The organism is Halomonas halophila, assembly GCF_030406665.1.
GTDB classification, from domain to species: domain Bacteria; phylum Pseudomonadota; class Gammaproteobacteria; order Pseudomonadales; family Halomonadaceae; genus Halomonas; species Halomonas halophila.
In genome coordinates, this window is sequence record NZ_CP129121.1 from 881,209 (window position 1) to 899,935 (window position 18,727).

At 67.4% G+C, this 18,727-nt stretch carries 18 protein-coding genes and 1 tRNA gene; 13 read left to right on the top strand and 6 right to left on the bottom strand.

Annotation, left to right across the window (positions count from 1 at the left end; translation table 11 throughout):
• The first annotated feature begins 184 nt into the window (after positions 1-184).
• Both QWG60_RS04015 and QWG60_RS04020 read left to right on the top strand, forming a co-directional pair.
• Complete coding sequence (locus QWG60_RS04015; RefSeq protein ID WP_146909038.1) at positions 185-1,261, top strand: porin; 1,077 nt, start codon at positions 185-187, stop codon at positions 1,259-1,261.
• 101 nt (positions 1,262-1,362) lie between these two features.
• Complete coding sequence (locus QWG60_RS04020) at positions 1,363-2,379, top strand: hypothetical protein (RefSeq protein WP_146909040.1); 1,017 nt, start codon at positions 1,363-1,365, stop codon at positions 2,377-2,379.
• A gap of 47 nt (positions 2,380-2,426) precedes the next feature.
• Here QWG60_RS04020 and QWG60_RS04025 read toward each other — a convergent pair whose 3' ends face one another.
• Positions 2,427-2,645, bottom strand: coding sequence for a hypothetical protein (locus QWG60_RS04025; RefSeq protein ID WP_146909042.1), 219 nt, complete (start codon positions 2,643-2,645; stop codon positions 2,427-2,429).
• Positions 2,646-2,981: 336 nt separating this feature from the next.
• On the opposite strand from QWG60_RS04025, the gene QWG60_RS04030 reads away from it, so the two are divergent.
• The gene (locus tag QWG60_RS04030) at positions 2,982-4,991 is read left to right on the top strand and encodes a sensor domain-containing diguanylate cyclase (RefSeq protein WP_146909044.1); all 2,010 of its coding nucleotides are present in this window, start codon (positions 2,982-2,984) and stop codon (positions 4,989-4,991) included.
• 147 nt (positions 4,992-5,138) lie between these two features.
• A complete protein-coding gene (locus QWG60_RS04035; protein WP_107182273.1) occupies positions 5,139-6,266 on the top strand; it encodes an alkene reductase in 1,128 nt (375 codons plus the stop codon).
• A 147-nt stretch (positions 6,267-6,413) separates the two neighbouring features.
• Here the strand turns inward: QWG60_RS04035 and QWG60_RS04040 are convergent.
• Positions 6,414-6,490: transfer RNA gene (locus QWG60_RS04040), tRNA-Arg, on the bottom strand.
• A gap of 112 nt (positions 6,491-6,602) precedes the next feature.
• Between QWG60_RS04040 and QWG60_RS04045 the strand changes: the two genes are divergently transcribed.
• Both QWG60_RS04045 and QWG60_RS04050 read left to right on the top strand, forming a co-directional pair.
• The gene (locus QWG60_RS04045) at positions 6,603-7,394 is read left to right on the top strand and encodes a methyltransferase domain-containing protein (protein WP_107182274.1); all 792 of its coding nucleotides are present in this window, start codon (positions 6,603-6,605) and stop codon (positions 7,392-7,394) included.
• Positions 7,391-8,404 (top strand): class I SAM-dependent methyltransferase, encoded by a 1,014-nt coding sequence (locus tag QWG60_RS04050; protein ID WP_046079193.1) that lies wholly within the window; start codon positions 7,391-7,393, stop codon positions 8,402-8,404. The genes QWG60_RS04045 and QWG60_RS04050 overlap by 4 nt, the downstream gene beginning before the upstream one ends.
• 86 nt (positions 8,405-8,490) lie before the next feature.
• Here QWG60_RS04050 and QWG60_RS04055 read toward each other — a convergent pair whose 3' ends face one another.
• Both QWG60_RS04055 and greB read right to left on the bottom strand, forming a co-directional pair.
• On the bottom strand, positions 8,491-8,901 hold the full coding sequence (locus QWG60_RS04055) for an EF-hand domain-containing protein (RefSeq protein WP_146909047.1): 411 nt from the start codon (positions 8,899-8,901) through the stop codon (positions 8,491-8,493).
• A 278-nt stretch (positions 8,902-9,179) separates the two neighbouring features.
• Positions 9,180-9,713 (bottom strand): transcription elongation factor GreB, encoded by a 534-nt coding sequence (greB, locus tag QWG60_RS04060; protein WP_082090894.1) that lies wholly within the window; start codon positions 9,711-9,713, stop codon positions 9,180-9,182.
• A gap of 150 nt (positions 9,714-9,863) precedes the next feature.
• Between greB and QWG60_RS04065 the strand changes: the two genes are divergently transcribed.
• The 6 genes from QWG60_RS04065 to cysN all read left to right on the top strand — a co-directional run bounded on the left by QWG60_RS04065 (position 9,864) and on the right by cysN (position 15,008).
• Positions 9,864-10,505 carry a hypothetical protein gene (locus QWG60_RS04065; protein WP_046079191.1) on the top strand — a complete coding sequence of 214 codons (642 nt, stop codon included), beginning with the start codon at positions 9,864-9,866 and terminating at the stop codon, positions 10,503-10,505.
• 78 nt (positions 10,506-10,583) lie between these two features.
• A complete protein-coding gene (locus tag QWG60_RS04070; protein WP_246124676.1) occupies positions 10,584-11,231 on the top strand; it encodes an NUDIX domain-containing protein in 648 nt (215 codons plus the stop codon).
• 1 nt (position 11,232) lies between these two features.
• A complete protein-coding gene (locus tag QWG60_RS04075; protein ID WP_035594237.1) occupies positions 11,233-11,679 on the top strand; it encodes a DUF1249 domain-containing protein in 447 nt (148 codons plus the stop codon).
• Between the two features lie 58 nt (positions 11,680-11,737).
• A complete protein-coding gene (locus tag QWG60_RS04080; protein WP_046079189.1) occupies positions 11,738-12,472 on the top strand; it encodes a metallophosphoesterase in 735 nt (244 codons plus the stop codon).
• 128 nt (positions 12,473-12,600) lie between these two features.
• A complete protein-coding gene (cysD, locus tag QWG60_RS04085; RefSeq protein WP_146909051.1) occupies positions 12,601-13,578 on the top strand; it encodes a sulfate adenylyltransferase subunit CysD in 978 nt (325 codons plus the stop codon).
• 2 nt (positions 13,579-13,580) lie between these two features.
• The gene (gene cysN / locus QWG60_RS04090) at positions 13,581-15,008 is read left to right on the top strand and encodes a sulfate adenylyltransferase subunit CysN (protein WP_046079188.1); all 1,428 of its coding nucleotides are present in this window, start codon (positions 13,581-13,583) and stop codon (positions 15,006-15,008) included.
• 194 nt (positions 15,009-15,202) lie between these two features.
• Here the strand turns inward: cysN and cmoB are convergent, their stop codons facing one another.
• On the bottom strand, positions 15,203-16,195 hold the full coding sequence (cmoB, locus tag QWG60_RS04095; protein WP_046079187.1) for a tRNA 5-methoxyuridine(34)/uridine 5-oxyacetic acid(34) synthase CmoB: 993 nt from the start codon (positions 16,193-16,195) through the stop codon (positions 15,203-15,205).
• A gap of 1 nt (position 16,196) precedes the next feature.
• Positions 16,197-16,940, bottom strand: a complete 744-nt coding sequence (cmoA, locus tag QWG60_RS04100) for a carboxy-S-adenosyl-L-methionine synthase CmoA (protein WP_046080386.1) — start codon at positions 16,938-16,940, stop codon at positions 16,197-16,199.
• 82 nt (positions 16,941-17,022) lie between these two features.
• Between cmoA and pgi the strand changes: the two genes are divergently transcribed.
• Positions 17,023-18,714, top strand: coding sequence for a glucose-6-phosphate isomerase (pgi, locus tag QWG60_RS04105; RefSeq protein WP_082090893.1), 1,692 nt, complete (start codon positions 17,023-17,025; stop codon positions 18,712-18,714).
• The last annotated feature ends 13 nt before the right edge of the window (positions 18,715-18,727 follow it).

Sequence of the window (18,727 nt, forward strand, 5' to 3'; positions counted from 1 at the left end):
GTTCCTTCTGCGAGCATTGGACTATAACAAGGTTTCGCCGTGGTCAGGCTCGCTGCTGCCGCTTCCCGAGAGGAGGCGAGCAACAACGAGAACCGGCACCAAGACCGGCAAACCCGCCGCAAAGACTCGAAAAGAGCGCGCGGCTATCGATCGAAACAGCAAGCTAGTCAAAAGGATTATCGCAATGAAAAAGACACTGTTAGCGACTGCCATCGCCGGTGCCATGGCTGCCTCCGGCGCCCAGGCCGCCACCGTCTACAACCAGGACGGCACCAAGCTCGACATCTACGGCAACATTCAGATTGCCTATATCAACACCAATGACTCCGCTGGCGACAGCGAAGACGAAATCGCTGATAACGGCTCTACCTTCGGCTTCGCCGCCGAGCACGTCATCTACGACGGCCTGACCGGCTACCTGAAGCTCGAGTTCGACGACTTCCAGGCCGACGAGATGAAAGTTGCGGGCCGTGACAGTGGCGATCAGGCCTATGTCGGCCTGAAGGGCAACTTCGGTGATGTGCGTCTCGGTTCCTACGATCCGCTGATCGATGACTGGATCCAGGATCCGATCACCAACAACGAGTACTTCGACGCTTCCGATTCCAACAGCGGCATTGCCAATGTTGGTACCAATGATCGCGAAGGCGACAAGGTGACCTACACCTCGCCGGTCTTCAGTGGCTTCCAGTTCGCCGTGGGTACCCAGTACAAGGGCGATGCTGAAGAAAATGAGTTTGAAGGTACTCTTGGACAGGGTGTTGAGCACACTGTGGAGGCTGACTCCAATGCCTCCTTCTTCGGTGGCGTGAAATACACCGCTGGTGCTTTCTCCATCGCTGCCGCATACGACAACCTGGATAACTACGACGGCAAGATCACTTCCGTCAATGGCAGCACCACTGCCCCCATCGTTGGTACCGACTACGAGCTGGGCGACCAGTACGGCGTGACTGCCCAGTACACCATCGATGCTCTGCGTCTGGCCGCCAAGTACGAGAAGTTCGACGCCGAGGCTGACGACAGCGACATCGACTTCGTGGCTCTGGGTGCCCGCTACGGCTACGGCATGGGTGACGTCTATGGCGCCTACCAGAACGTCGACTATGACGACAGCAATGTCGACGATCGCGACGAGGTCATTGTTGGTGCCACCTACAACATCTCCGACGCCATGTACACCTGGGCCGAAGCGGCTTGGTATGACAAGGAAAATGACGAAGATGATGGCTTTGGTGTGGGTATCACCTACCTGTTCTGATCCCGCTGGCAGGGGTATCCTGCTGCAGGGTTGATATCGAAAGCCGATCCCCCGGGATCGGCTTTTTTCATTGAGAGCAATCAACGAGCAAGTGAGGTGTTATGAAACGGCCGATCGTGACCGCGAGCCTGCTGGCACTGGGCGTGACGCTCTCCGCCGCACCGGCGCTGGCCAGCGAGATGGAAGAGCGCTTCCGCGAGGAGGGCAAGGGCATGGATCTGACGGGCTTGTTCAACGCCGAGACCGATGCCCACAGTCGCAGCTTCCTGTTCGGTGGCGTCAACGAGCATGCCTTCGAAGTGACCGAGGCGGGGAACTATCGCTTCACCAGCGAGGTGACGGCAGGGTACTCCGAGGACTATCGCATCGCCGCGGTGCTGGAAGACCAGAGCGGTGACGTGATCGCCCGCGGCGAGGCATTGGGCCAGAACGGTGGTCTGGAGATGCGCCAGCAGCTGGCCCCGGGCGACTACGTGCTGCGCGTCGAGGCGCATCGCTTCGGCACCCGTGGCCGCGCCGGGGACGGCTACTCGGTCAATGTGGCCGGCCTGGATAATCAGGGCAACGTCATCGACGACGGTGTCAGTGACGGCGAAGGCATCTTCTTCACCGGCACGAACCGGCAGGGCGGCGATTCCGTATTCGTGCGCGGCGACAGTGCCGTGGCCACCCTCGGCGGCGGCGCCGCTGGGGCGCAAGCCGAGGCGACGGCCCCTGCCACCGAAGCCGCCAGCGCTTCAGTGAGCGCCGAGCCGGCGGCTCAACCTGTGCAGGAGGCGGAGAGCCAGCAGCGCTCCGGCTTCGAGACCATCGTCACCGACGTCAAGATCCGCGCCCGCGGCGAGGTGCTGACCTTCAACGTGGCCGAGCAGGGCAGCGTTGCCATCACGACGTCGACCTACCCCAGCGGCTATGAGGACACCTACCGGATCGAACTCGAGGTGCTCGATGATGCGGGCCGGGTGGTGGCAGAAGGCGCCGGGCAGGGTTTCGACGGCGATGTCGACCTGACCACCGACCTGGCGCCGGGACAGTATCGCATTCGGGTGCAGGGCCAGAAGTTCGGTTCCGCTCACAGTGGCGTCAACAACTACGAGCTTCGCGTCGAGAAGCGCTGAGCTCATGACGGGGCGCCCGAGGGCGCCCCTGAGTATGCCGGGGCGGATTAGTTGGCCTGGTCCTCCTCCATCATCATGTGGATCAGTTCCTGCAGGTCTTCCACCTGCTGCTCCAGGGCGGCGACGCGATCCTCGGAGGCGCTTTCTTCGGCCTTCTCGTTGATCTCGGCCATCTTTTCCTGGAGTACCTCGGAGTCCATGGCGTGGGCGGCGCCGCCCATCATCAGCATGGCCAGGAAGCCTGCGATCATTGTCTTGATGTTCATGGGACACCTCTATGTTCGTGGAGTACGGCATCGGACCCGTCGCCGGGTCTTGCCTGATTAGTGCCGTCACCATCGCATTCCTTACAGCGTGATCGAGCCTGATATTGCATATAACCGCTGGGCCCCGAACGTAGACGGGGCGCCAGGCTTTGTCCGCGCCTGGCCGGTCGATGCTGTCACGCCCCGGTTGTTTCGCTTTCTCGCCTTCTTTCCGGCGTAGCCGGCCAGGAGCATGTGTAGGAAGGCCGGTCCTCGAAGGCGTCGACAAAAGGGGAGGTCAGCAAATTTAGCTTAGTCTGATACAGTAGTGACGGCCCCGTCATATGGAGGTGATCCGTGCCGTTCCGACTCTCGACCTACTGGCGCCATGCCCAGTCGCTGAAGGGCCGTCTGATGCTGGGCCTGCTGGCGACCTGGATCGTCGTCATGGCCCTGTTGCTCACCTTTGGATGGCGAACCGGCGACAGGCTGCTCGAATCCTCCAGCAACACGCATCTGCGCTATGAGGCTCGGCTGATCGCCGATGACCTGACGAGCCAGGTGGCGTCGCGCCTCCGTTCGCTGGAGCGTCTGGCGAATCGGCTCGACGTAGATCGCGTTCCGTCGCCACAGCACGGACTTCGTCATAGCGAGGCGCTGCTCGAGTGGTTCGACTGGCTCATGGTCACCGATGCCGAGGGAAGGGTCTCGGCGCTTTGGCCGGAAAATCGGGATATGCAGGGGGTCGATCTGTCGTTTCGCGACTACTTCCAGCACGTTCGTGCCTTTCGTCGCCCCTACGTCAGCGAGCCTTTTCACTCGTTGCTGAGTGACATCCCGATGGTCGTGTTCGCCGTGCCGAGGCGGGACGAGCTTGGACGTTTCCAGGGCATGGTCGGCGGTGCGTTGCGGCTGAACGGGGGCAGCCAGGGGGGCGGGCTCTTCCAGCGACTGGATCGCCTTCGGCTGGGTGAACAGGGCTATGCCAGCGTGATGAGCGACAACGGAACCTACCTCTACCACCCCCGGGACGACAAGGTGTTGCACACGCTGCCCGAGGAGGAGCGGACGGACTGGCAGGAGCTGGCCCTGATGGGCTGGGAAGGCGAGGCGAGCGAGCTGCTGTCGGGCGAACGGGCGGGTTACAAGGCCTATCGTCAGATCTGGCCGGCGGGCTGGATCGTCAGCGTGACGCTGCCGCGCGACCAGGTGATCGCGCCGCTGGAAGGATGGCTGAGGCGCCTGGGGGGGTGGTTCGTGTTGGTCGCCGGCCTGCTGCTGCCGCTCATTGGCTGGCTGCTGTGGCGGCTGTTGAGCCCTCTGTTACGGCTGAAGCGCCAGATGCAGGAGGTCGGGAGAGGGCATCGGCAACGGGTGTCGCTCGATACGCGCATGCACGAGCTCCAGCAGGTGGCCGATACCTTCAATCACGTCGAGGTGGAGCGCAGCCAGGCGCTGGCCAGCCTGGAAGGTCGCCAGGCCTTTCTGGATGCGGTGCTCGCCAGCTCGCCGGTCGGCATGTTCGTGACCGACACCGAAGGCGCCCTGACCTACATGAACCAGGCCCTCGTCGAGCTGACCGGCTTCAAGGTGTACCAGGAGGCACGTCACGAGTGGATGCGCCATATCCATCCTGACGATAGCGCCACGGTGCTGGAACTCTGGCATCACAGCATGGCGAGCGGCGAGGACTTCCTGCAGCAGTTTCGCTATTACCGTCGAAGCGGCGAGCCGCTTTGGCTCGAGGTGCATACTCGCCTCGCGATGGCGGAGGATCGTGTGCTGGGATTCGTCGGCACGGTGAAGGACATCACCGAGCGGCGCGAGGAGGAGGCGCTTCGTCAGTGGGAGGCCGAGCATGATCCCCTGACCGGACTGCTCAACCGCCGCGGCTTCGAGCGACGCCTCGAGGAAGCCCTGGCGGACTGGCGCAAGACCGGCAATCCGGCTTCCCTGATTCTCTTCGACCTGGATCACTTCAAGCCGATCAACGACGAAGGCGGGCATGCCCTGGGTGACGAGATGCTCAGGCGCATCGCCCAGGTGGTGGCGTGGGAAGTGCGCCGCAGCGATCACGTGGCGCGCCAGGGCGGCGACGAGTTCGCGGTCCTGCTGCCCAGCTGCACGGTGGCCCATGCCGAGCAGCTGGCCCAGTCGCTGGTAGAGGCGGTCGGCGAGGTCGAGGTCTCCCAGGGCGGGCGCGATTTCCGTGTCACGCTGAGCCTCGGGCTGACCAGCTTTCAGGAGGGCGATGAGCGTATCGCCACGGTCATCGAGCGCGCCGATGACGCCACCTATCGGGCCAAGCGGCAAGGGCGCAATCGTGCCGTCACCTGCGAGGTGTCTGCCGAGAGCGACGACGGCTAGGATGTTCTCTCGCTAAAAAATAGAAAGCGAAGGGGTTGTCCGAAAGGCGAAGCGTCTCCATATCTCTCGTCAGGCTGATGCGGCTCTCGATCTGCATGCTGATGAGAGATCGCTCAGATCACCAGATTCTGTGCAAGGAGACGCGACATGTCCGTCGATACCCTGTTGACCCCGTTTCGCCTCGGCGAGCTGACGCTGCCCAACCGCCTCCTCATGGCGCCGCTGACTCGCGCCCGCACGCCGGACAGCGTGCCCGGCGAAGCGCAGCAGGCCTACTACGGTCAGCGTGCCGGGGCCGGGATGATCATCAGCGAGGCGACCAATATCTCACCCACGGCGCGCGGCTACGTCTACACGCCGGGCATCTGGACCGACGAGCAGGAAGCCGGCTGGAAGGGCGTCGTCCAGGCGGTGCATGCCAAGGGCGGGCGCATCGCGCTGCAGCTGTGGCACGTCGGCCGGGTCTCCCACGAATGGGTGCAGCCGGACGGCCAGGCCCCGGTGGCGCCCAGCGCGCTCGACGCCGAAGGCGCGCAGTGTTTCGTCGAGTTTCCGGACGGCAGCGCCGGCCGCCATCCCACCAGCACGCCCCGGGCGCTCGAGATCGATGAGCTGCCGGGCATCGTCGAGGACTATCGCCAGGCGGCACGCCGCGCCGATCGCGCCGGCTTCGACATGGTCGAGGTGCATGCGGCCAACGCCTACCTGCTCAACCAGTTCCTGGCCACCGGCACCAACCATCGCACCGACCGCTACGGTGGCACGCTCGAGAACCGGGCCCGCTTCCCGCTGGAGGTCATCGACGCCGTGGCCGAGGAAGTCGGTCCGCAGCGCGTCGGCGTGCGCCTGACGCCCTTCATCGAACTGTTCGGCCTCACCGATGACGAGTCCGAGGCCATGGCGCACTATCTGGCCGAGCAGCTCTCCGCCCGTGGCATTGCCTACCTGCACCTCAACGAGCCCGACTGGGCCGGCGGCGAGATCCAGTTCACCGACGACTTCCGCCGCAGCATGCGCGAGCGTTTCTCCGGCAGCCTGATCTTCTGCGGCCACTACGACGCCGAGCGCGCCGAGCGCCTGATCGAGGCGGGCATCGCCGACGCCGTAGCGATCGGCCGGCCCTATATCGCCAACCCCGACCTGGTCGAGCGCATTCGTACCGGAGCGGCCTGGAACGAGCCCAATCCCGACACCTTCTACGGTGGTGGCCTGGAGGGCTATACGGACTATCCGTTCCTCGGCAACGGCCACGACCGTCTGGGCCGCGAGGGCTGAATCGTCTTGCCGGCCGTCGGCGCTGTGGCGTCGGCGGTCGAGATCATCGGCGTGACTGTCGAGAAGCGCACGGTTTTACCGGCGAGCAGCACGGGCATCTTGTCGATAGCAGGACGTGTCGAGAGAAATGAAGAGGGGAGGAAGGCGTGGCGCCCCCATCAGGATTCGAACCTGAGACCTTCCCCTTAGGAGGGGGACGCTCTATCCAGCTGAGCTATAGGGGCGAAACGAGCGCTAGTATAAGCGCCTGAGCGGGCGAGATAAACCCGTCGCAGCGGTGCCGTGGCGGCGCCTTCCCGGGTAGAATGCCGGCATCACTCATGCGGATGACGTGGCATGCCCGAGCCTTTTCTTTCCCCGGCGGGAGACCGCCACTTCGATGGCCTGGCCGACAAGTTCGCAGCCAGCCTCTACGGTGGCCTGCGCGGCGAGCTGCGCCTGGCGCTGCTCGACCGCCTGCTGCCCGAGATGCTCGATCTGCACGGCCAGCCGGCGCTGGAGGTCGGCGGCGGGCTCGGTCAGCTGGCCGGCTGGCTCGCCGAGCGCGGCCATGACGTGACCCTGTGCGAGCCCGCCGCCGAGATGCGCGAGCGCGCCCGGGAAGCGCTGGCCGGTCGTCCGGTGCGTTTCGTCGAGGCGCCGCTGCAGGCGCTGACCGAGGCGGCCCCGGGCCCCTGGCCGCTGATCACCTGTCACGCGGTGCTGGAGTGGCTGGGCGACCCGCGGGCGGCGCTGGCCACCCTGGCCGGCCTGCTGGCCCCCGGCGGCCAGCTGTCGCTGATGGTCTTCAATCGTGATGCGCTCAGGCTCTCCAACGTGGTCAAGGGCAACCTCGAGAAGGCCCTGGCCGACCGCCTGGAGGGCAAGGGGCAGCGCAAGCGCCTGACGCCCATCTCGCCGCTGACCCACGACCAGATCGTGACCTGGGCCGCGGAGCTGGGTCTCGAGGTGCACGCCACGGCCGGCGTGCGCGTCTTCCACGACTACCTGCGCCAGCCGCCGCAGACCGAGGCCGAGCGCCGCGACCTGCTGGCGCTGGAATGGCAGTACTGCCGCATCGATCCCCACTGGCGGCTGGGCCGCTATCTGCTCTACACCCTGATTCGCCCCGAGGAGCCCGTGCGATGAATGCCGAGACCCCCGTCTGCCAGCTGCTGCAGCGCCAGGACGCCGACTACCGCGGCTGGCTGTGGGTGGCGCCGCCCCGCGATGCCTGGCTGGAGGGCGGCGAGGGCGTGCTGCTGGCCGCCGATCAGGCGGTGCTGGCGGCCTGGCGCCAGCGCGGTCGCCCGGCGCTCTCGCCCTTCGACGACGACGCCCCGGCACCGCCAGGCGTGGTGCTGTTCTGGCCCAAGGCCCACGCCCTGGGCGAGTGGTGGCTGCTGTGGCTGTGCGCGCGGCTGCCGGCGGGCACGCCGCTGCAGGTGGTCGGAGAGAATCAGGGCGGTATCAAGCGGGTGCTCAAGGTGCTGGCGGCGCTGGGCCTGGGATGCCGCAAGGTCGACAGCGCGCGACGCTGCACCCTGTTCGCCTCCAGCCTCGACCGCGTCGCCCTCGAACCCGATGCGGCCTGGACCTCGTTCGAGGCGGAGATCGGCAGCGAGCGCCTGACGCTGGCCAGCCATCCCGGCGTGTTCGGCCACGGCAAGCTGGACGACGGCACCCGGCTGTTGCTCGAGCAGCTGCCCGCGGCATTGCCGGCGACGGGCGAGGTGCTGGACCTGGGCTGCGGCGACGGCATTCTCGCCGCCTGGCTGGCGCACCGCGGCCACGGGGTGACCGCCGTCGACGTCAACGGCTTCGCGGTCGAGGCCACGCGGCGCACCCTGGCCGTCAACGGACTCGATGGCGAGGTGCTGGCCGGCGATGTCTTCGACGGCCTGGGCGAGCGGCGCGGCGGCGCCCGGCGCTTCGATGCCATCGTCAGCAACCCGCCCTTCCATCAGGAGCGGGCCATCGACTACGGGCCGGCGGGGCGACTGATCGCCGAGGCGCCCAGGCATCTGCGCCCTGGCGGGCGGCTGGTGCTGGTGGCGAACGCCTTCCTGCCCTATCCCGACCTGCTCGAGCGGGCCTTCGGCGGCTTCGAGGTACTCGCCGATGACCGCCGCTTCAAGGTCTATTCGGCCCGGGTCTGATCGTGGCTCGTGCCCGATACCGCCTACGCCCGCCGGGCGTCCCCGGCGGGCGTGGGTCGAAAGGGCCTGAGGGCCGGGTGTGCGGCCTACTGGGCGGTGGCCTGACCGGCGGAGCCGCTCATTTCCGTGGAGCCGCCCATCTCGCCGGCGCCGCTCATGTCACCCGAGCCGGTCATGCTTCCCGAGCCACTCAGGCCGGCCGAGCCGCTTGTGCCCATGCCGGCCGAACCGCCCATCTCGCTCGAGCCGTTCATGCTGCCGTCGGCACCGCCGGGCAGCGACTGGCGCGCCGCCTCGTATTCCTCGCGGCTGAGGGCGCCGTCGCCGTTGGTATCCGCGGTTTCGAGGTCGATGCCGTCCACGGTGAGGGCTTCCTCGGCGCTCAGCATGCCGTCACCGTTGAGATCCAGCCGATCGAAGGACGGCGGGTTGGCGACGGCGGCGCCGGCACCGAGCAGGGCGAAGGTGAGCAGGGTCGTCTTCAGCAGCGTTTTCATGGGAATCCTCCTGGAATGCGTGCTTGGCGTACCACGAGCCGATGGGCTCGTCTGCTTCCTATCAAGCCAGTCTCATGCCATTGATGAGGTTTCTTCTTGCATAACATGAGGTTGTGTTTCATGGCATGGGGCCGTGTCGGGTGTCTGCCGCGCTTCGAGCGACGCAAGGCGTTGGCGTGTGGCGACGATGCCGCAAGTGCCATAAATACAGGTCACTGAATTTCAAGATGTTATTTCTGTCGCCATGGCGCGTCGCGGGGCGCTTGACGGCCTTCCCGCTAAGGCTGGCGGTAGTCGATCTCGGTGATGATGTAGGTGGTCTCGCCGCCCGGTGCGGCCACCGTCACCTCGTCGTCCAGCGGGCGGCCGAGCAGGGCCTTGGCCAGCGGCGCGTCGACGCTGATCCAGTGCTTGCCGGTATCGGTCTCGTCGTGGCCGACGATGCGCAGGCGCATCTCCTCGCCGTCCTCGTCCTCCAGGGTCACGAAGGCGCCGAAGAACACCCGCTCGGTGTCCTCGGGCAGCCGGTCCACCACCGTGAGTTCGTCGAGCCGCTTGGTCAGGTAGCGGATCCGGGCGATCACCCGGTTGAGCTCCTTCTTGTTGTAGGTGTAGTCGGCGTTCTCGCTGCGATCGCCCAAGGCAGCGGCTTCGCCGACCTTGGTCGAGAGGGCGGGACGCTTGACCCGCGACAGGTGATCCAGGATGCCGCGCAGGCGCTCGGCGCCCTCGGCGGTGATCAGGTTGCTCTTGGGCTCCTGGCGCGGGTCCTTGGCGGGATCGCGCCAGCGAGTCATGTTGCGGCCTTTCATCGGCAGCGCCCTCCTGTGGGATGCGAAGCAAAGGCCTTCATTGTGAGGCGAGGGCACGGTCGAGGCCAGACTGGCGGCTGATTCAAACGTTCGTTACATTCTCGTGGTGTCGCCTCGACCATCACAACCACAATGCATGAGGAAAGCGCCATGTCTGCACGCCGCCTGCCGACCGTCGTTCTCGGGATGGGGCTCGCGTTCGCCCCGCTGCTCCAGGCCCAGACGCCGCAGGACGACCTGTTCTCGCTGCGCAGCCGCTGGGAGCACACCACCACCGCCATGCCGGAGACGCGTCGCGTCGACGCTCTCGAGGCCCTCGCCGCGGAGGCGAAGACCCTGGCCGAGTCTCATCCCGAGAGGGCGGAGGCGAGCGTGTGGCGCGGCATCATCCTGGCATCCCTGGCCCGGGAAAGCAGCGGCCTCGACGCCCTGGGGGCGGCCAAGGAGGCGCGTCGGGTGCTGGAGTCGGCCCTCGAGCGGGCCCCCGGCGGGCTCCAGGGGTCGGCCTATGTGACGCTCGGGGCGCTCTACGATCGTGCGCCGGGCTGGCCGGTGGCCTTCGGCGACGAGGAAACCGCCGAGCGGATGTTCCGGCGCGCCGAGGCGATCCGCCCCGAGGGCATCGACGTCCACCTCTACTACGCCGCCTTCCTCGAGGGTGAGGGACGGGAAGCCGAGGCGCTGGTGCATGCCCGGCGGGCCGTCGATGGCCCCCTGCGCGAGGGGCGTGAGGCCTCCGATGCGGCGCTGCGTGACGAGGCCAGGGCCATGGTCGCTCGACTCGAAGAGTAGGGCGCGAGGCCGGCAGCGAGGTTGGCACGCCGTCGCCACGCCGGGATAATGGGCGCTTTCGCGATCATCGGAGGGCTCATGTCGCAATACGATCCACACCAGGCCGCCGATGCCCTCGACGCCGCCCCCTTCGACGCCGGCGACGTGGAGCTGATCGAGCGGCGCTGCCTGCATCAGGGCTTCTTCCGCCTCGAGGAGCTGCACCTGCGGCACCGCCTCTTCGAGGGCGGGTGGAGCGCGCCGGTGGTGCGCGAGGTGCATCGCCGGCATGACGCCGTGGGCGTGCTGCTCTACGATGTGGAGCGGGACGCCGTAGCGCTGGTGGAGCAGTTTCGCGCCGGTGCCCTGGACGACCCTGCCTCGCCCTGGAAGCTGGAAATCGTGGCGGGGCTGGTCGAGCGCGGCGAGTGCCGCGCCGACGTCGCCCGCCGCGAGGCCGAGGAAGAGGCCGGCTGCCCGGTGGGCGAGCTGATCGAGCTGCATACCTACTACCCGAGCCCGGGCGCCTGCGACGAGCGGGTCACCCTGTTCTGCGGGCTCATCGACAGCCAGGGCCTGGGCGGCATTCACGGCCTCGACGAGGAGCACGAGGACATCCGCGTGCAGGTGATGCCCTTCGCCCGGGCCTGGGAACTCATGCGGGCCGGAAGACTCGACAATGCCATGTGCCTGATCGCCTTCCACTGGCTGGCGGCGGAGCGGGCCTCATTGCGAGCGAGGAGGTAGCGTGTCGAGAAACGCCTATGTGACTGACCTGAAGACCCTGCAGGGCGAGTGCACCGCCAACTACGTGCGGCTGACCCGTCTGCTGGGCGACATGGAGGTCGGCGAGACGCGCGAGGTGGAGCTGGTCAGCCATGGGCGCCGAGTCGGCGCGCTGTGCCTGGAGCTCCTCGAGCGAGCGCCCTACACCAGCATCGTGCGGGTCTCCCAGCGGGGCGTGCTCGACGGCGTGCTCGAATCGCCGCGCATGCGCGTGCACCTCTATCACGACGTGCGCATGGCCGAGGTCAACGACTTCCAGCGCCAGCGCCACTTCGATGGCCGCTACCGCTATCCCAACGCGCGCATGCACCAGCCCGACGAGAAGCTGCAGCTCAATCGTTTCCTGGGCGAATGGCTCGACCACGGCCTGGCCCACGGCCACTCCATGGACCTGCCCGAACTCCCTTGAACCTTCTGCCACTCCCAAGGCCCCGCCAGAGGGCCGTCATCAAGGACGCCCCGGCTCGATGCGACTGATCCAGATCACCGACTGTCATCTCCACGCCGATGCCCAGGCGCGCTCGCGCACCGGCCTGCCCCATCGCCAGCTCGAGCGCGTGGTGGCCGCCGCCGCCGGCCTGCGGCCCGACATGGTGCTGATGACCGGCGACATCAGCGAGGATCGCACCGCCGCCTCCTACGCCGAGGCAGAGCGACTGCTGGCGCCGCTGGCGTGCCCCTGGTTCTGGCTGCCCGGCAATCACGACGAGCCCGGCCTGATGGCCGACTGCCGGCCCTTCCACGAGACCCTGGACCTGGGCCGGCGCCGCCTGCTGCTGCTCGACACCCAGCGCATCGGTCAGGAGGCCGGCGAGCTCGGCGAGGCCCGGCTGACGGCCCTGGCGGAGCGCCTCGCCGAGGACGACCGGCCGACGCTCGTGGCCATGCATCATCCGCCGGTGGCGGTGGGCTCCGCCTGGATGGACGCGCTCGGCCTGACCGACGCCGACGCCTTCTGGGACGTCGTGGCCGGTCATGCGCACGTCGAGGCGGTGATCTGCGGGCATATCCATCAGGCCTTCGTCGGCCGTGGCCCCGAGAGCGCTGGCGGCGTGCCCGTCTACGGTTGCCCCTCGTCCAGCGACCAGTTCCTGCCCGGCGCCGAGGACTTCGCCGTGGACGAGGCCTCGCGCCCCGGCTTCCGGGTCATCGATCTGACGCGGGAAGGCCTCTCCACCTGGGTCGAGCGCGTCGACCTCTGAGGGAAAAGGCCAATAGCGCTTTTGCGTCTAAAAAGATAGATATTAATTCTTTTACGTTATTATTGCTTGGGCGGTAACCTGCGGCGCATGATCCTTTTTCCGCCCATGTCATGCGAGGTAGCCGGGCCATGAACAGTCTTCATGCACCGACACGCGAGAGTGCCGTCACGGCCGAAGGCAGCAGTGCCGCTGCCGGTCTGACGCCGCGGCGGCTGACGCATCTGCAGCAGCTGGAAGCCGAGTCCATCCACATCATCCGCGAGGTGGCGGCCGAGTTCGCCAACCCGGTGATGCTCTACTCCATCGGCAAGGACTCCTCGGTGATGCTGCACCTGGCGCGCAAGGCCTTCTATCCCGGGTCGCCGCCGTTCCCGCTGATGCACGTCAACACCACCTGGAAGTTCCGCGAGATGATCGAGTTCCGCGACCGCATGGCCGCGGAATCCGGCATGGAGCTGATCGAGCACATCAACCAGGAAGGCGTCGAGGCGGGCATCAACCCCTTCGATCACGGCTCCAGCGGCTACACCGACGTGATGAAGACCCAGTCGCTCAAGCAGGCGCTGGACAAGTACGGCTTCGATGCCGCCTTCGGCGGCGCGCGCCGCGACGAAGAGGCCAGCCGCGCCAAGGAGCGTGTGTTCTCCTTCCGCGACAAGCATCACCGCTGGGACCCGAAGAACCAGCGTCCCGAGCTGTGGAACCTCTACAACGCCCGCGTCAACAAGGGCGAGTCGATCCGCGCCTTCCCGCTCTCCAACTGGACCGAGCTGGACATCTGGCAGTACATCTACCTCGAGTCGATCCCGATCGTGCCGCTGTACTTCTCCGCGCCGCGTCCGGTGGTCGAGCGCGACGGCATGCAGATCATGGTCGACGACGACCGCCTGCCGCTCGAGGAGGGCGAGGTGCCGGAAGAGAAGTGGGTGCGTTTCCGCACGCTCGGCTGCTACCCGCTGACCGGCGCGGTGGAGTCCACCGCCACCACGCTGCCCGAGATCATCCAGGAAATGCTGCTGACCCGCACCAGCGAGCGCAGCGGCCGCGCCATCGACCACGACCAGGCCGGCTCGATGGAGAAGAAGAAGCGCGAGGGGTATTTCTAAACATGTCACATCAGTCCGAACTCATCGCCGACAACATCGAGCAGTACCTGCACGAGCACGAGAACAAGGACCTGCTGCGCTTCATTACCTGCGGCAGCGTCGACGACGGCAAGTCGACCCTGATCGGCCGGCTGCTGCACGACTCCAAGATGATCTTCGACGATCAGCTGGCGGCCATCACCCAGGCGTCGAAGAAGAGCGGCACCACCGGGGAAGAGGTGGATCTGGCGCTGCTGGTCGACGGCCTGCAGTCCGAGCGGGAGCAGGGCATCACCATCGACGTGGCCTATCGCTTCTTCTCCACCGACAAGCGCAAGTTCATCATCGCCGACACCCCGGGCCACGAGCAGTACACCCGCAACATGGCCACCGGCGCGTCCACCGCCGGCCTGGCGGTGATCCTGATCGACGCCCGCTACGGCGTGCAGACCCAGACCAAGCGCCACAGCTTCATCGCCGACCTGGTGGGCATCCGCCACCTGGTGATCGCGGTCAACAAGATGGACCTGGTCGAGTACAGCCAGGCGCGCTTCGACGAGATCGTCGCCGAGTACCGCGCCTTCGCCGAGCAGCTGGGCGCCGACGACATCCGCTTCGTGCCGCTGTCCGCGCTGAAGGGCGACAACGTCGTCAACCAGAGCGAGACCATGGGCTGGTACGACGGCCCGGCGCTGCTCGAGCTGCTCGAGAGCGTCGAGGTCCGCGCCGACCACAACCTCACCGACCTGCGCCTGCCGGTGCAGTACGTGAACCGCCCGAACCTGGACTTCCGCGGCTACGCCGGCACCCTGGAAGCGGGCGTGCTGCGCCCCGGCCAGGCGGTCAAGGTGCTGCCGTCCGGCAAGACCTCCACGGTCGAGCGCATCGTCACCTTCGACGGCGACCTGGACGACGCCTACCCGGGGCAGGCGATCACCGTGACCCTCGCCGACGAGATCGACATCTCCCGCGGCGACTGGATCGTGGCCGCCGATGCCGAGGTGACCGAGGCCGCGGCCTTCGACGCCGACATCGTGTGGATGAGCGAGCAGGCCCTCGAGCCGGGTCGCCAGGTCGACATCCGCCTCGCCGGCCGCTCGGTGGCGGGCAACGTCGACACCATTCACTACCAAGTGGACGTCAACACCCTGGAGCAGCATCAGGCCGAGCGCCTGGAGCTCAACGCCATCGCCCGCTGCCGCGTGGCGCTGACCGGCGAAGTGCCGATCGACAGCTACGACCGCAGCCCGGGCACCGGCAGCTTCATCGTCATCGACCGGCTGTCCAACATCACCGTGGGCGCGGGCATGATCCGCGGCGCTGCCGAGGCCGGCAGCGTGGCCGCGGGCGATGTCGACTGGGCCGGCTTCGAGGTCGAGCTCAACGCCCTGGTGCGCAAGTACTTCCCGCACTGGGAGGCCAAGGACATCAGCCAGCTGCTCGGCCGTTGATGCCCTGATCCGCCCTGCGGATAACACGAGGCCCCATCGCGCAAGCGACGGGGCCTCGTTGCTTTCAGGGCATGAAGGCACGGGCTTTTATGGGGTCAGACCCCGGCCAAGCCGCCAGGCCCGTCATGGTGCACTTCGCCCGCCGTATCGCCGCCGCCGGGGTCTGACCCCCATGGCGGCAGCCGAAAGCGGTATCAGCGTGGCCGGTTGGCGACCAGCACCGCGCGGCGCGGCGCGGGGTGGCCCTCGCGAGTCCTGGTCGGATCGTCGGGGTCGAGGAAGTCGGCCAGCGACTGGAAGGTCATCCACTCGGTGGCGCGCTGCTCGTCCAGCGAGGTGTCGGCCTCGTCGACCACCCGCACGTTGTCGAAGCCGGCGCGCTCGAGCCACTGGCACAGCGCGGCGGAGGAGGGCAGGAAGTAGACGTTGGGCATGGCGGCGTAGCGGTCGCCCGGCAGCAGCACCGTGGTGGCGTCGCCCTCGACCACCAGGGTCTCCAGCACCAGCTCGCCGCCTGGGCGCAGCGCGGCCTTGAGCTGGGCCAGATGCTCCAGCGGCGAGGGGCGGTGGTAGAGCACGCCCATCGAGAACACGGTGTCGAAGAAGGCCAGCGCCTCAGGCACGTCCTCGATGCCCACCGGCAGGAAGTGAACCGCACCGTCATCGGCGTCGCCGACGAAGTGGCGCACCGCCTGGAACTGCCAGTAGAAGCGCGGCGAGGGGTCGATCACCAGCACGAAGCCGGCGCCGTCGCCGGCCATGCGCCAGGCGTGATAGCCGTTGCCGCCGCCCACGTCGAGCACCCGCCGGCCGGCCAGCGGCGCCAGGTGCGGCGCCACCCGCTGCCATTTCCAGTCGGAGCGCCATTCGGTGTCGATGGTCACGCCGCCGAGCTTGTATGGCCCCTTGCGCCACGGCGCCAGCACGCGCAGCAGGCTCTCGCTCTGGCGGCGGCGCGAGGCGTCCAGCTCGGCGTCCACCGTGACGTGGTCGGCGTCGAGGCGCACCTCGCGCCGTTCCGGCAGCGGCGGCAGCTTGGCCACCGCCTTCTCCCAGGCCGGCAGGTCGCCGAAGCGCGAGCGGTCGAGGCCGCGGGCCAGCTGCTCGGGCAGCCGGGCCAGCCAGGTGTCGAGCCCCTGATCGAGGAAGGCCCGGTAGAGCGGGCGATGGGCATCGGGAATCGGCACGTCAGTCTTCCTTGAAGGCGATCAGCGAGGCGAAGTTCAGGTACTGGAACCACACCAGCGAGCGCGAGAAGCCGGCGCGGGCCAGCCGCTCCTTGTGCGCGTCCAGGGTGTCCGGCACCAGCACGTTCTCCAGCGCGGTGCGCTTCTGACTGATTTCCAGGTCGCTGTAGCCGTTGGCGCGCTTGAAGTCGTGGTAGCGCTCCACCAGCCAGGCGTTCTCCTGCTCGTCGGCGGCCTTGATCTTCTCCGAGAGCACCAGCACGCCGCCGGGCTCCAGAGCCTCATAGAGCCGGGCGATCACGGCGTCGCGATCTTCCGGCGCCAGGAACTGCAGGGTGAAGTTGAGCAGGATCATCCCCGACGGCGCGTAGTCGAGGACGCGGATATCGCCCTCGATCACCGTCAGGTCGTGATCCGGGCTCTCGGTGGCCAGCGTCTCGCGGGCGCGCTCGACCATGGCCGGGGACAGGTCTACCCCGGTATAGCGAAAGGCCGCCGGCGGCAGCTGACCGGCCAGGGCGAGTCCGGAGGCGCCCAGCGAGCAGCCCAGGTCATAGACGTGGCCGCCGTGACGCAGGTGTCGCCGGGCCAGCGGGCCGAGCATGGCCAGTATCTGGCCATAGCCCGGCACCGAACGCCGGATCATGTCGGGGAAGCAGGAGACCACCCGCTCGTCGAATGAAAAGCGCGCCACCCGGTCCAGGGGTGTGGAAAAGATGGCGTCACGGTAAGATGCGTCACTCATATCGCAGGGATTCATGGGCTGGAAGCCCGACATTCTACTCCCCTGTTGTCGGCTACACGACAGGATGTCCAGGAGAAATTCCATGAGCCATACCCCCATCGATCAGCAGAGGGCCTGGTGTGCCCTCGCCGAGCATGCCGCGGGCATGGGGCGCCGGCACCTGCGCGACCTCTTCGACGAGCAGCCGAGCCGCTACGAGACCTTCGGCCGTAGCGCCGCGGGTCTGACCCTCGACCTTTCCAAGCAGCGTTGGACCGACCAGACCCTCGAGCTGCTGCTCGACCTGGCCCGCGAGGCCGACGTGCCCGAGGCGATCCGCGGCCTGCTGGCCGGCGAGCGCGTCAATCGCAGCGAGGACCGTCCGGCGCTGCACACCGCCCTGCGCCTGCCCGCCGACGCCCGCCTCGAGGTCGAGGGCCAGGATCTGGTCGCCTCGGTCCACGCTACCCTGGATCGCATGGAGGCCATGGTCGAGCGCTTCCACAACGGCCAGTGGCGCGGCGCCACCGGCAAGCCGATCCGCGACGTGGTCAACCTCGGGGTCGGCGGCTCCGATCTGGGGCCGCTGATGGTCACCCATGCCCTGGCCGACTATCGTCCCGACGTCGAGCAGCACATCGACGTGCACTTCGCCTCGACCATGGACGGCTCCCAGCTGGCCGACTATCTGGCGCGGCTGAATCCCGAGACCACGCTGTTCGTGCTGTCGTCGAAGTCCTTCACCACCATCGACACCCTGTCCAATGCGCGCACCGCGCGGGACTGGCTCAAGGCGCGGCTGCTGGGCGGCGCTCGCCAGGAGGGCGTCGACGAGGCGCTGCTGATGCGCCAGCACTTCATCGGCGTCTCGGCGAGCCCCGAGAAGATGAGCGAATGGGGCATCGCCGACGATCACCAGCTGGAGTTCTGGGAATGGGTCGGCGGGCGCTACTCGCTGTGGGGCGCCATCGGCCTGCCCATTGCCCTGGTGGTGGGCATGGAGCACTTCCGCGGCCTGCTGGCCGGCGCCCACGAGATGGACCGCCACTTCCGCGAGGCGGAGCTTGCCGACAACCTGCCGGTACTGCTGGCACTGGCCGGCATCTGGAACGTCAACTTCCTCGACATCCGCGCCCACTCCATCCTGCCCTACGACGGCCGGCTCGAGTATTTCGCCGCCTACCTCGAGCAGCTGGAGATGGAGTCCAACGGCAAATCGGTGACCCACGACGGCGAGAGCGTGAGCTACTCCACCTGCCCGGTGCTGTGGGGCCAGCTCGGGCCCAACGCCCAGCACGCCTTCTATCAGCTGCTGCACCAGGGCACCCAGGCCGTGGAGTGCGATTTCATCGCGCCCAAGGTGCGCTACGACGACGTGCCGGATCCGGCCACCCGCGACCACCTGATGGGCCAGCACCGGCTGACGCTCGCCAACTGCTTCGCCCAGTCCCGGGCGCTGATGCTCGGCGACGCCGCCGTGGCCGACGACGAGGACGGTCCGCGCCCGGGCCACCGTCGCTATCGCGGCAACCAGCCCTCCAGCACCCTGCTGCTGGATCGCCTCACGCCCCGGACCCTGGGCGCGCTGGTGGCGCTCTACGAGCACAAGGTGTTCGTGCAGGCGACGATCTGGGACATCAATCCCTTCGACCAGTGGGGCGTGGAGCTGGGCAAGACCATGGCCGGCGAGACCCAGCGCATCCTCCAGCACGAGGCCGGGCTCGAGGGCATGGACGACTCCACCCGCGGCCTGATCGAGGCGGTATGGGCGGCCGAGCCCCGGGCGGACGCGTGAGCGTCATGGTGCC